The 13,121-nt window shown below is 67.9% G+C and carries 10 protein-coding genes and 1 other RNA gene; 6 read left to right on the forward strand and 5 right to left on the reverse strand.

Annotated elements, in window-relative coordinates:
• The first annotated feature begins 16 nt into the window (after positions 1 to 16).
• The 3 genes from AQY21_RS25925 (at position 17) to AQY21_RS25935 (ending at position 5,006) form a co-directional block, all read left to right on the forward strand.
• Positions 17 to 2,554: a penicillin-binding protein 1A gene (locus AQY21_RS25925; protein ID WP_058100460.1), complete on the forward strand. Its 2,538-nt coding sequence runs from the start codon at positions 17 to 19 to the stop codon at positions 2,552 to 2,554.
• 88 nt (positions 2,555 to 2,642) lie between these two features.
• Complete coding sequence (gene prfB / locus AQY21_RS25930; RefSeq protein ID WP_058100461.1) at positions 2,643 to 3,770, forward strand: peptide chain release factor 2; 1,128 nt, start codon at positions 2,643 to 2,645, stop codon at positions 3,768 to 3,770.
• A 180-nt stretch (positions 3,771 to 3,950) separates the two neighbouring features.
• Positions 3,951 to 5,006, forward strand: coding sequence for a patatin-like phospholipase family protein (locus AQY21_RS25935; protein WP_058100462.1), 1,056 nt, complete (start codon positions 3,951 to 3,953; stop codon positions 5,004 to 5,006).
• Here the strand turns inward: AQY21_RS25935 and AQY21_RS25940 are convergent.
• The 4 genes from AQY21_RS25940 to AQY21_RS25950 form a co-directional block, all read right to left on the reverse strand.
• Complete coding sequence (locus AQY21_RS25940) at positions 5,003 to 5,917, reverse strand: pseudouridine-5'-phosphate glycosidase (RefSeq protein WP_058100463.1); 915 nt, start codon at positions 5,915 to 5,917, stop codon at positions 5,003 to 5,005. The genes AQY21_RS25935 and AQY21_RS25940 overlap by 4 nt on opposite strands.
• A complete protein-coding gene (locus AQY21_RS25945) occupies positions 5,905 to 6,810 on the reverse strand; it encodes a PfkB family carbohydrate kinase (RefSeq protein WP_058100464.1) in 906 nt (301 codons plus the stop codon). Before AQY21_RS25945 ends, AQY21_RS25940 begins: the two co-directional genes overlap by 13 nt.
• 63 nt (positions 6,811 to 6,873) lie before the next feature.
• Positions 6,874 to 6,970, reverse strand: an RNA gene (gene ffs, locus AQY21_RS27235) — signal recognition particle sRNA small type.
• 47 nt (positions 6,971 to 7,017) lie between these two features.
• Positions 7,018 to 8,877 (reverse strand): bifunctional 2',3'-cyclic-nucleotide 2'-phosphodiesterase/3'-nucleotidase, encoded by a 1,860-nt coding sequence (locus tag AQY21_RS25950; protein WP_058100518.1) that lies wholly within the window; start codon positions 8,875 to 8,877, stop codon positions 7,018 to 7,020.
• Between the two features lie 150 nt (positions 8,878 to 9,027).
• Here AQY21_RS25950 and AQY21_RS25955 point away from each other — a divergent pair, with 150 nt between their 5' ends.
• Positions 9,028 to 9,489 (forward strand): hypothetical protein, encoded by a 462-nt coding sequence (locus AQY21_RS25955; protein WP_058100465.1) that lies wholly within the window; start codon positions 9,028 to 9,030, stop codon positions 9,487 to 9,489.
• 26 nt (positions 9,490 to 9,515) lie between these two features.
• On the opposite strand, the gene AQY21_RS25960 is transcribed toward AQY21_RS25955, so the two are convergent.
• On the reverse strand, positions 9,516 to 10,403 hold the full coding sequence (locus AQY21_RS25960; protein WP_058100466.1) for a prephenate dehydratase: 888 nt from the start codon (positions 10,401 to 10,403) through the stop codon (positions 9,516 to 9,518).
• A 116-nt stretch (positions 10,404 to 10,519) separates the two neighbouring features.
• On the opposite strand from AQY21_RS25960, the gene AQY21_RS25965 reads away from it, so the two are divergent.
• Together AQY21_RS25965 and AQY21_RS25970 are read left to right on the forward strand one after the other, a co-directional pair.
• On the forward strand, positions 10,520 to 11,050 hold the full coding sequence (locus AQY21_RS25965; RefSeq protein ID WP_058100467.1) for a cytochrome c family protein: 531 nt from the start codon (positions 10,520 to 10,522) through the stop codon (positions 11,048 to 11,050).
• A gap of 190 nt (positions 11,051 to 11,240) precedes the next feature.
• Positions 11,241 to 13,103: an extracellular solute-binding protein gene (locus AQY21_RS25970; RefSeq protein ID WP_058100468.1), complete on the forward strand. Its 1,863-nt coding sequence runs from the start codon at positions 11,241 to 11,243 to the stop codon at positions 13,101 to 13,103.
• The last annotated feature ends 18 nt before the right edge of the window (positions 13,104 to 13,121 follow it).

Genomic DNA, 13,121 nt, shown 5'->3' on the forward strand with positions numbered 1-13,121 from the left:
CCCAGAGGCTTGCCCATTGCTGCGTTTCCTGCTGTCCTTCATCGGCGCGATCTTTTCCTGGCTCGTGACCGCGATCTTCTTCATCGCCCTGACCGTGGGCGCGGTGTTCTGGATGTATTCGCGCGACCTGCCCAGCCATGAGCAGCTGGCGCAATATGCGCCCAAGACCATCAGCCGGATCTATTCCGCCGAGGGGCGCCTGATCGACGAATTCGCCGAGGAGCGCCGTATCTTCGTGCCCATCGGCGACATTCCGCCCCTAGTCAAGCAGGCTTTCGTCAGTGCCGAGGACAAGCATTTCTACAGCCACCACGGCTTCGACCCGATGGGCATGGGCAAGGCGGCGCTGGACGCGATCAGCTCGGGTGGGCGCAACCTGCGCGGCGCCTCGACCATCACCCAGCAGGTGATGAAGAACTTCCTCTTGTCCAGCGACCGCAGCGTCGAGCGCAAGATCAAGGAACTGATCCTGGCGACGCGACTTGAGGCGACGCTCAGCAAGGATCAGATCCTGGAGCTTTACCTCAACGAGATCTTCCTGGGCCAGAACAGCTTCGGCGTGGCTGCGGCGGCGCAAAGCTATTTCAACAAGCCGCTGACCGAACTGGCCCCGCATGAGGCCGCGACGCTGGCCGCCATGCCCAAGGCGCCCAGCCGCTATCACCCGGTCACCGCCAAGGAGGCCCTGACCGAGCGGCGCGACTATGTCCTGCGCGAGATGTGGCAGAACGGCTATATCGACCAGGCGACCTATGAAGCCGAGGCGAAGCAGCCGCTGCGCTCGGTGCAGAACGGCGATTTCCCCGCCTTCCGCGAGCAGCTGCCGCCGCGCGACTATTTCACCGACGAAATCCGCCGCCAGCTTTCGGCGCAATTCGGCGCCGAGGAGTTTTTCGGCGGCGGCCTGGCGATCCGGGCGACCATCGATCCCAAGCTGCAAAAGGTCGCCGCGCATGCGCTGCAACAGGCGCTGGAGAAATACGACCGCGGCCGCGGCGTCTGGCGCGGCACCCGCGTCAGGATCCCGCCCGAACAGCTGGGCAGCGAGCAGGCTTGGCGCGCCGCGCTGGCCGATGCCAGCGTGCCGCGCGACATCGAGGGCTGGTTCCCGGCCGTGGTGCTGTCGCTGGAGGGCGGCGATGCCACCATCGGCATCGAGGATCAGGAGGGCACTGCCCAGATCCCCGCCAAGGACGTGCAATGGGCGAGGAAGCGGCTGGCGGACGGCACGCTGGCGCCCAAGGCCAAAGTGGCCTCGGACCTGCTGGAGATCGGCGACGTGGTGCTGGTGCGCCGTATGACCTCGGACAGCGACGGCAGCTTCATCCGCTGGACCCTGCGCCAGGTGCCCGAGGTGCAGGGCGGCTTCATGGCCATGGACGTGAACACCGGCCGGGTCATTGCCATGCAGGGCGGGTTTTCCTATCAAAGCTCGGTCTTCAACCGGGCGACCCAGGCGCAGCGCCAGCCGGGCTCCAGCTTCAAGCCCTTCGTCTATGCCGCCGCGCTGGATTCGGGCTTCAACCCGGCGACCATCGTGGTGGACGAGCCGATCACCGTGAACACGCCGCAGGGGTTGTGGACGCCCAAGAACGCCAACGGCAAGTTCTATGGCCCGACCCCGATGCGCACCGGGATCGAGCAGTCGCGCAACCTGATGACCATCCGCATCGCCCAGGGCATCGGCATGGATACAGTGGCGAAATATGCCGAGAAATTCGGGGTCTATGACCATCTGGGCCATTTCCTCGCCAACTCGTTGGGCGCGCAGGAAACGACGCTGTTCAAGATGGTCGCCGCCTATGCCATGTTCGCCAATGGCGGCGAGCGGGTCGAGCCGACGCTGGTCGACCGGGTGCAGGACCGCCGCGGCCGCACCATCTATCGCCACGACCGCCGCGAATGCGTGACCTGCGGCCAGCCGACGCTGCCCGCCGGCGCCGCGCCCGCGATCCGTTCCAACCGCGAGCGGGTGATGGACGCGATCACCGCCTATCAGCTGACCTCGATGCTGGAGGGCGTGGTCAAACGCGGCTCGGGGCGCGGCGTGGACCTGCCGGTGCCGGTGGCAGGCAAGACCGGCACCACCAACGATGCCAAGGACGTTTGGTTCATCGGCTTTACCTCGAACATCGTCGCCGGCTGCTATCTGGGCTATGACCAGCCGCGCACGCTGGGCGCCAACGCCTATGGCGGCACGCTTTGCGTGCCCGTGTTCAACGAATTCATGCAGGAGGCGGTCAAGGAATTCGGCGGCACCGCGTTCAAGGTGCCGCCGGGCGGGCATTTCGTCAACATCGACCGCTTCACCGGCGCGATCCTGGGCCCCGATGCCAAGGGTGACAATGTCATCGCCGAATATTTCCGCGACGGCCAGAACCTGACCGGGATGATGCTTGTCGATGGCGGCTTCGGCCGTGCCGATCCCGGCACGCTGCCGCTGTTCACCCAGGGCCGCGACGGCGGCCAGGCGGTGACCACCTCGACCGGCAAGAAAAGGGTGATCCCGAAGAAGGCCGACTTCGGCACCCTGTCCTCGGGCGGGCTGTATTGAGGCGACTTTGCCGGGCGGGCGCTTGCCGCCGCCCGCCGCCCGCGCTATTTGTCCTGCCCTGACCGAAATCCGAACCCAGAGAGTGCCCATGCGCGCCGAAACCCAAGCCACCATCGAAGCGATCCGCAAATCGCTGAAACTGCTCGGCCAGCGCATGGACTGGGAAACCGCGCCGCACCGTCTGGAAGAGCTGAACGCCATGATCGAGGCGGGCGACATCTGGTCCGACCCGGCCCGCGCCCAGAAGCTGATGCGCGACCGGCAGATGCTGTCGGATGCGGTCGAGACCTATCGCCGGATCGACACCGAACTCAAGGACAATGCCGAGCTGATCGAACTGGGCGAGGCCGAGGGCGATGACGAGATCGTCGCCGATGCCGAGGCCTCGCTGAAATCGCTGGCGGAACTGGCCGCGCAGAAGGAGCTGGAGGCGCTGCTGAACGGCGAGGCCGACGGCAATGACACCTTCCTGGAGATCAATGCCGGCGCCGGCGGCACGGAAAGCGCCGACTGGGCCAGTATGCTGGCGCGGATGTATGTCCGCTGGGCCGAGAAGAAGGGCTACAATGTCGAATTGCTGTCCGAGACGCCGGGCGAGGAGGCGGGCATCCGTTCGGCCGCCTACAAGATCTCGGGGTCGAACGCCTATGGCTGGCTGAAATCGGAATCAGGCGTGCACCGGCTGGTGCGCATCTCGCCCTATGATTCGGCGGCACGGCGGCATACCTCGTTCAGCTCGGTCTGGGTCTATCCGGTGGTGGACGACAATATCGAGATCACCATCCCCGACAACGAGATCAGGATCGACACCTATCGGTCGTCGGGCGCGGGCGGGCAGCACGTCAACACCACCGATTCGGCAGTGCGCATCACCCACCTGCCGACGGGCATCGTCGTGACCAGCTCGGAAAAGTCGCAGCACCAGAACCGCGCCAACGCCATGGCGGCGCTGAAGGCGCGGCTGTATCAGCTGGAACTGGACAAGCGCAACGCCGCGATCAACGCCCAGCACGAGGCCAAGGGCGAGGCCGGCTGGGGCAACCAGATCCGCTCTTATGTGCTGCACCCTTATCAGATGGTGAAGGACCTGCGGACCGGGCACGAGACCTCGGACACGCAGGGCGTGCTGGACGGCGATCTGGACGCCTTCATGGCCGCGACGCTGGCGCTGGATGTCGCGGGCAAGTCGCGGGCCGAGGCGCAGGCCGAGGACTGAGCCGCCGCGCCTGTCGCGCGGTCGCATGGGTATTTGGGCAACGAAGAAGCGCAAGGCTTGCGCATCGCGGCGCGGGTCGCGACTGTGGCACCGATGCACCTTTTTGTCGGCGTAGGGACCTGCGCGGTTTGATGCTGCATTGCGGCATTGTATGCTGCGGTTGCGAGATGCGGGGTGGGCATGGACGTGAGGCGGATCAATCTGGCGCTTCAGGGCGGCGGCGCGCATGGCGCCTTTGCCTGGGGCGTGCTGGACCGGCTGCTGGATGAGCCCGCGATCGAGATCCGCGGCATCAGCGGCACCTCGGCCGGGGCGCTGAACGGCGCGGCGCTGGCCGCCGGCCTGTCCTGCGGGCCGGGTCGGCGCGGGCGCGAGGCGGCCCGGCAGAACCTGGCCCATATCTGGTCGCAGGTCGGGCAGGTCAGCGACAACAGCGTCGTGCGCTGGCTGCATTCCATGTTCCCGGTGCCGCGCGCCTGGCAGCGGCTGACCGAGCTGCTCTCGCCCGTGGCTTGGCTGGGTTCGCTGACGCGGGTGTTCAGCCCCTATGATTCGGGGCCGTTCTACACCAACCCGCTGGCCGCCATCCTGCGCGAGATGCCGCATCCCCGGCTGGGCCGCGAGGAGGGGCCGGCCTTCTTCGTCACCGCCACCAATGTGCGCACCGGGCTGGTGCGGGTCTTTGGCGGGGCCGAGGTGACGGTGGACACCATCCTGGCCTCGGCCTGCCTGCCCGAGCTGTTCCGCGCCGTCGAGATCGACGATCCCTTGACCGGTCGGCGCGAGGCCTATTGGGACGGCGGCTATTCCGGCAATCCGGCGCTGTTTCCGCTGTACCGCGGCGACCTGCCGCGCGACATCGTCATCGTCAACATCAACCCGATGCTGCGCGATGCGGTGCCGAAGACCCCGGCCGCGATCCAGGACCGGGTGAACGAGATCAGTTTCAACGCCGCACTTTTGGCCGAATTGCGGGCGATCAACTTCGTCAAGCGGCTGCATGCCGAGGACCGGCTGACCGGGCGGCCGATGAAGAACGTGCTGCTGCATGCGATCATGGACGAGGACCTGATGAATTCGCTGAGCGCCAGCACCAAGCTGATCCCGAATCCCGGCCTGTTGCAGCGCATGCACGATGCCGGGATGCAGGCGGCGGATCGGTTCCTGGAGCGCGATGCCGAAAAGATCGGCGAGCGTGATTCCTATGACCTGTCGCAGCTGTTCGGTCGCCGTTAGGAGGCCATGGCGGCGGCGATGCGCGCCGCCAGCCGGGCATTGTTCAGCACCAGCGCGACATTGGCCTCGAGCGAACGGCCCTGGGTCAGCTCGAAGATGCGTTGCAGCAGGAAGGGCGTGACCGCCTTGGCCGCGATGCCCTGCGCCTCGGCCTCGGCCAGCGCCTGCTCGACCACCGGGATCATCTCGGCGCGCGGGATCTCGGCCTCCGGCGGGATCGGGTTCACCACCAGCTGGCCGCCGGCCAGGCCCAGTTCGCGCCGCCGCCGGGCGCTGGCGGCGATCTGGGCCGGGTCGTCCATGCGCAGCGGCGCCGCAAGGCCCGATTCGCGCGACCAGAAGGCCGGCAGCTGGTCCTGGCCGAAGGCAATCACCGGCACACCCAGCGTTTCCAGCACCTCCAGCGTCTTGGGCAGGTCCAGGATCGCCTTGGCCCCGGCTGCGACCACGGTGACCGGGCTTTGCGCCAGTTCCTGCAAGTCGGCAGAGATGTCGAAGCTCGTCTCGGCGCCGCGATGCACGCCGCCGATGCCGCCGGTGGCGAAGACCTCGATTCCGGCCAAGTGGGCGCAGATCATCGTCGCCGCCACCGTGGTCGCTCCGGTCCGTCCCAACGCCAGGCAGGCGGCGAGATCGGCGCGCGACAGCTTCATCACCTGCGCGGCCGGGGTCGAGGCCAGCGCCTCCAGCGCCCCGGCATCGAGGCCGACGCGGATGCGTCCGCCCATCACCGCGATGGTGGCGGGCACGGCGCCCGCCTCGCGCACCGCGGCCTCGACCTGCTGCGCCACCTCCAGGTTCTGCGGATAGGGCATGCCATGGGTGATGATGGTCGATTCCAGCGCCACCAGCGGCCGGCCCTCGGCCAGCGCCTGCGAGGTTTCGGGAGAAAGCGCGATCAGGGAATGCATGGCTGGTCCTTTCCGGAGACATGGGCGGATGCGGCGCGGAGCGCCTGGGTCAGGGCTTCGGCGCGGCCGGCGCCGCGGCTTTCGGCGGCGAGATGCGCGGCAAGGAACGCGTCGCCCGCGCCGGTGACGCGGAGGGCGGCGACCGGGGGCGGGGTGTCGGCCAGCGTGGGTGCGCCTTGCGCCGCATCGGCGGCGGGGCGGGCGCCGTCGGTCACCAGCACCCGGCGGGCGCCGAGCGCGACGACGGCCTCGGCTGCGCGGGCGGCATCGGGCAGGCTGCGGCCGGCCAGGGCTTCGGCCTCGGCGCGGTTCAGGTGGAAGATGGCACGGGGATGGTCGATCAGCATCCGCAGCCGCGCCGCCTTGTCGGGGCTGGCAGGCACGATGCGCAGATCGGCGCCGGCAAGGCAGGGATCGCGGGTGATTTCGGCGAGGACTGGCTCGGTCAGGTTGCCGTCGAGCACCAGCGTGCCTCGCCAGGGCCGGGCGGGATCGCCCAGCCGGCCGTCGCGCAGCGGCGCGAGGATCGCGGTGCCGGCGGTTTCCAGCGCCCGGGCATCGGCGATGGCGGCGACCAGCCCGTCCGGGCTTTCGATGGCCAGATAGCTGTCGGTGGCAAGCCCGCCGTGGCGCCAGAGCCAGCGGGTCTCGACGCCGCGCCGGCCGACTTCGGCCACCAGCGCCTCGCCGGGCGCGTCCCGGCCGACGGCCGAAAGCATGGCCGGCGTAAGACCCTGCCGCGCCAGGGCCAGCGCCACGTTCAGCGCCACGCCGCCCGGCTGTCGGGTGATCCGGCCGGGCATGTCGGCACCCGGCAGGAGCGGCGCCGGGCTGCGTCCGATCAGGTCCCACAGCATCGCGCCGAGGCAGAGAATGCGGGGGCGGGTGGTCATCGGCGGGCCTTCGGGCGGGTTGCGCCGGCGCAGGCTATCGGTTCGTGCTGAAGGGGGAAAGAGGGTGAGAGGCTGGACAGCGACCCAAGCGGGACTCGTTACGGCTGCTTCCTTCCGGACCTGACCGGGTTGGCGAGGCGCCTGCCCGCGCCAACCTCTCGCCGCCTAGATAGGCGCGCGCGCGGCGGGATGCAAGCGGCTTGCCGGTCAAAGGTGCAGCCGCAGGCGCAGGAAGCCGTCCGGGCCCAGGCCCGCCGGCTCGACCCGAGCGGAAAGCCCGTCGAGATGCCGGGCGGCGGCCGGCCCGGTCTCGAACAGGACCGAGGTGCCGGGCAGGGGGCGGAAGCTCCAGCCGGTGCGAGGATCGGGGGCCAGCACCCGGCGCTGCGCCACATAGCGGCGCAGCACCTCGCGGGTGCGCGAGGTGCCGTCCAGCAGCACCGGCCGGCCCGCCGCCACCGGGGCGAACAGTCCGCAATCGGACAGCCGGTAGCTGTTGGTCGCCAGGATGAAGGGCTGGTCCGGCGCCACCGGGCGCTGGCGATGCGAAAGCGCGGCGATGCGGTGCGAATCGGCATGGGCAAGGCGGCCGTCCGGCGCGTAGCGCGGCGGGCGGCTCAGGTCGATCTGCCAGTCCAGCCCGTCGATGATGTCGAAGTTGTAGCTTGGGAATTCCGGGTCGACCAGCGGCTGGTCCGGCTTGCCCGGCTGGATATGCAGAAACAGGCTGGCCGAGCGTTCCAGCCATTCGCGCAGCTCGGCCCCGGTCAGGCGGATGGCGCAGATCCGGTTCGGAAACAGGTAGAGATCGGCGATGTTGCGCAGTGTCAGCCGCCCGGCCGGCACGTCGGTATAGTGCTGCGGCCCGCCTCGGCCACCAGCGCGAAAAGGGGCGGCGGCCGAGAGGATCGGCAGGTCCTGCCAGCGCGTGCCGCGCAACGCGTGCCGCACATGCCAGCGTTGCGCCATGGTCACCAGCCGCAGGCCGGGATCCTCGCCGATCAAGGCGAAATAGCTGCTCAGCGGGCGTTCGGTGCGGCCGATCCGGCGGCGGAAATGCCGCAGAGTCTGGCGATGTGCCACAAGCGCGGGGCCGGTGACGGCGGGATGGTCCTGCTCGGCACCAACCGGCTCGGCGCGGCAGGTGAAATCGGCGATGCGCCAGCCGCCGGCCGAAGATGGCTCCAGCCGCAGGTCGATCAGCCCCAGATGCGAGCCCCAGAAGCCCGCCATGACCGCAGGCTTGCCGGCCAGGGTGCCGCGCCGCGCGTCGATCCCCGGCCCCTGCGGATGATCGGGCGAGGGGAACACCCGATGCGTATGGCCGGCGATCACCAAGTCGATGCCGGGCAGGGCGGCCAGCGCGGCGGCGGCGTTCTCCATCATCGGCGCCGGGGCGAGCGCACCGATGCCGCTATGCGCCAGTGCCACGATCAGGTCGGCACCCTGGCCGCGCAAGGCGGCGATGCCGGTGCGGGCGGCCAGCAGGATGTCGTCGACCACGAGCTCGGATTTCAGTCCCGGCTCCCATTCGACGGTCTGCGGCGGCAGAAAGCCCAGCACGCCGATGCGCATCCGCCGGGGATGGCCGTGCTCGTCGTGGAATTGCCGTTCCAGCAGCAGATGGGGCTGCACCGGCAGCGGTCGGCGTGGGCGCAGGTTGCTGGCGACGAAGGGAAATTCGGCCCCTTCCAGCGTGCGGCGCAAAAACCCCAGGCCAAAGCTGAAGTCATGGTTGCCGAGGGTGGCCGCATCGTAGCGCAGCGCATTCATCGCCGCGATGGCCGGATGCGGCTGGCGCGGGCCGATGCCGTCGGCTTCCGCCAGGTAGTCGCCCATCGGGCTGCCTTGCAGCCCGTCGCCATTGTCGAACAACAGGCAGTTGCGTGCCGTCTGGCGCGCGTGCGCGATGAGCGCCGCCGCCCGCGACAGGCCGAGACGCCCCGAGGGCCGGTCCGCCAAATAGTCGTAGCCCAGCACATGCATATGCAGGTCCGTCGTCGCCATGATGCGAAGTTCCAGGGCGCCGGCGGCGGGCGGTGGATCGGTGGAGGGGCGATCGGGCATCATAGGGCCTGCATGCGGTCATTATGCACATAATGCAACTATAGATTGCGCCGCTGCCGTTTCCGCTGCGGCCTCTTGCCTTGCATGCCGCAACGCAACATGGGATGAACCGGCCGACACACGACATTCTTTCAACTGACCGGATCAGCGATGAAGTTCTCGACCCGACGGGATATCGACCTTGCCGCGGAAGGATTGTTCCGCACCGCCAGCAATTTCGACGCGATCGAGCGGCTGCTGGTGCGGCGCGGCGCCACGGTGCGCCGGCTGGACGATCTGGCCGCGCCGGGGGTCGGCATGCGCTGGCTGATCGGCTTCGACTGGCGCGGCCGGCACCGCGAGGTGACCGCCGAGGTCGCGCAGCTGGATGCGCCCGAAGTGGTGGTCATCAAGGGCAGTTCCGACCAGTTCGACCTGATGATCCGCATGACGGTGGTGGCGCTGACCCGGGCGAAGTCTCGGCTGATCTTCGAGACCGAGGCGCATCCGCGCAGCATGAAGGCGCGGCTGATGTTGCAGACGGCCAAGCTGGGCAAGGCGCAGCTCGACCGCAAGTTCGCGCGGCGGGTCGGCGACTTCATCGCCCAGCTTGCCGCGGGCGAACACGCCTGACCCGGCCCTGCCGCGGTGCGGCCCGCCTATTCGGCGGCCGCCGCCTGCGATTGCGCGGCGCGCAGCGGATCGGCCGGATAGACGCCCAGGATGTTCAGGCTGGAGGTGAAATAGTCCAGCTCCTCCAGCGCGCGGGCGACATGCGAATCCTCGGGGTGGCCCTCGATGTCGGCGTAGAATTGCGTGGCGGTGAAGACGCCGTCCACCATGTAGCTTTCCAGCTTGGTCATGTTGACGCCGTTGGTGGCAAAGCCGCCAAGCGCCTTGTAAAGCGCGGCCGGGATGTTGCGCACCCGGAAGACGAAGCTGGTCATCATGGTCGTGCCGCCCTCGGCATTGGCGCGGCGGCTGAAATCGGGCTGGCGTGCCATGATCAGGAATCGGGTGGTGTTGTTCTGCCGGTCCTCGATTCCCGAGGCGAGTTCCTCGAGCCCGTAGATCTCGCCCGCCAGCGGCGCGGCCAGCGCGGCCAGCGACGGCTCGCCCCGCCGCGCCACCTCGAGCGCCGAGCCGGCGGTATCGGCACCGACGATGCTGCGGATGGCGTGGCGGCGCAGGAAGCCGCGGCATTGGCCCAGCAGCACCGGATGGCTCATGGCCTCGCTGATCTGCGAAAGCTTCGTGCCCGGTAGGGCCAGCAGGCTGATGCGCACCCGCACGAAACCCTCGTCGATGATGTGCAGCCCGGTTTCGGGCAGCAGGTGATGGATGTCGGCGACCCGGCCATAGGTCGAGTTCTCGACCGGCAGCATGGCCAGCTCGGCCCGGCCGCCGCGCACCGCCTCGATGGTGTCCTCGAAGGTGCGGCAGGGCAGGGCCTCCATCTGCGGGCGATAGAAGCGGCAGGCCTGATGGCTGTAGGCGCCGGGCTCGCCCTGGAATGCGATCACGTTCTGGGTTGTGACATCGGTCATGGGTTACACCTTCCCGCCCGTTTTGTGCTTTGCGAGCGACAACTACACCTTGAACCGGCGGAACAAAAGCGGGTAGATACGGCCAAATCCACGGACAGCCCAGGGGATCCGCAGACATGTTCGATACCATGACCGTCACCAAGGCAGCCGGTGCGCTGATCGGCTCGCTTCTGTTCCTTCTGCTGATGAGCTGGGCGGCATCGGGTATCTTTCACGTCGGTCCCGCAGGTCATGGCGCCGAGGGCGAGGAGCATGCCCAGGCCTATACCATCCCGGTCGAGGATGCCGGCGGCGCCGAGGACGAGGCGGCCGAGGAAGGCCCCGACTTCGCCACCGTGCTGGCCTCGGCCGATGCGGCCGCCGGCGAGAAGGTGTTCGGCAAGTGCAAGGCTTGCCACAAGCTGGACGGCACCGACGGCACCGGCCCGCATCTGAACGGCGTGGTCGGCCGCGCGGTTGCCAGCGTCGGCGGCTTCAACTATTCCGAGCCGATGAAGGCGCATGGCGGCGATTGGACGCCGGAGGCGCTGCAAGAATTCCTGGCCAACCCGAAAACCGTCATCAAGGGGACCAAGATGGCCTTCGCCGGCTTGCCCAAGGTCGAGGATCGCGCCAATCTGATCGCCTATCTGCAAGGCCAGCAGTAAGCGGCAGCCGCGCAGCGCAAGGATGGGCGTCCCTCGGGGCGCCCTTTTTGCTTGCCGCTTGCCTGCCGGGCCGGTCGCCGCGGCCATGGATCACGCATTTGCATGTTGAACCGGGACGGAGGGCTGCTAGCTTTGGCGCCCGAGGCGCCCCGCTGCCCGAGCGATACAGAACGAGGATCGACAAGACCCGATGACGATGCGTTTCCTGCGACATGCCCCGATGGTTGCCCTTGTGGCGCTGCTGCCCGGCTGGACCCTGGCGCAGGAACAGCAAAAACCCCAGACCATCGTGTCGCATGGCATCTCGGTCTTCGGCACGCCGGAACTGCCCGCCGATTTCAAGCATCTGCGCTATGTGAACCCGGACGCGCCCAAGGGCGGCGAGATTTCGGAATGGGCCAGCGGCGGCTTCGACAGCTACAACCCCTATACCCATCGCGGCCGCGCGGCGGCGCTGTCCAACGCCATGCTGGAGCCGCTGATGGAAACCGTCGCCGATGAGATCGGCACCGCCTATTGCCTGCTTTGCGAGACCATCGAATATCCCGAAAGCCGCGACTGGGTGATCTTCCACCTGCGGCCCGATGCGAAATTCTCGGACGGAACGCCGCTGACCGCGCATGACGTGCTGTTTTCCTTCGAGCTTTTGCGCGACAAGGGCCTGTCCTCCTATCGCACCATCATCTCGAAGATCGTCGCCAAGGCCGAGGTGATCGACGACCGCACCATCAAGTTCATCTTCCGGCCGGATTATCCGCGCCGCGACGTGATCCAGTCGGTGGGCGGCCAGATCGTCTTCTCGCGCGAGGATTTCCGCAAGAACAAGCGCGACATCGAGCAGTCGAGCACCATCCCCTTCATCGGCTCGGGGCCCTATATGTTCGACCGGGCCGACATGGGCCGCTCGATCACCCTGCGCCGCAACCCGGATTATTGGGGCAAGGATCTGCCGATCAACATCGGCCGGCACAATTTCGACCGCCTCCGCATCGAGTATTTCGGCGATTACGACAGCGCCTTCGAGGCGTTCAAGGCCGGGGTCTATACCTTCCGCAACGAGGCAAGCTCGATCCATTGGGCGACGCGCTACGATTTTCCTGCCGTGCAGTCCGGCGTGGTCAAAAAGGAGGCGCTGCCGGACGGCACCATCGCCAATGGTCAAGGATGGGTTTTCAACCTGCGCCGGGCCAAGTTCCAGGACATCCGCGTGCGCGAGGCCATCGGGTTGATGTTCAACTTCGAATGGTCGAACGAGACGCTGTTCTATGGGCTCTACGAGCGGGTGAACTCGCCCTGGGAAAACAGCCCGCTCATGGCCGAGGGCAAGCCCAGCGAGGCCGAGCTGGCGCTGCTGGAGCCGCTGGCCAAGGACCTGCCGCCGGGGGTGCTGACCGACGATGCCGTGCTCCAGCCGGTCTCGGGCAAGACCCAGCTCGACCGCAGGAACATGCGCCAGGCCGCGAGGCTTCTGGACGAGGCGGGCTGGAAGGTCGGCGGGGACGGGCTGCGCCGCAACGCCAAGGGCGAGGTGCTGCGGGTCGAGTTCCTGAACGACAGCGCCACCTTCGACCGCGTCATCAACCCCTTCGTGCAAAACCTGCGCGCCGTGGGCATCGATGCGGTGAACCTGCGGGTGGACGATGCCCAGCTGACGGCACGCACCCGCAGCCATGATTTCGACCTGGTGACGGATCATGTGTCCCAGGGCTATTTCCTGACCGGTGATACCGAGCAGACCTTCGGCTCGGAAAATGTCGGCGACGTGTTCAACCCGATGGGCCTGGCCAATCCGGCCATCGACCGGCTGATCCAGCTGGGTATCGAGGCGACGACGCAGGAAGCCATGACCACCGTGGCCCATGCGCTGGACCGCAGCCTGCGGGCGCTGCGCTTCTGGGTGCCGCAATGGTACAAGGCCGAGCATACCGTCGCCTATTACGACATCTTTGCCCATCCCGAGACCTTGCCGCCCTATGCGCTGGGTGAGCTTGATTTCTGGTGGTATGACGCGGATAAGGCGGCAAAGCTGAAACAATCCGGCGCGCTGCGCTAGGGCCTACGGGGCCGGCGC

This window comes from Paracoccus sp. MKU1 (genome assembly GCF_001447385.1).
GTDB lineage: Bacteria > Pseudomonadota > Alphaproteobacteria > Rhodobacterales > Rhodobacteraceae > Paracoccus.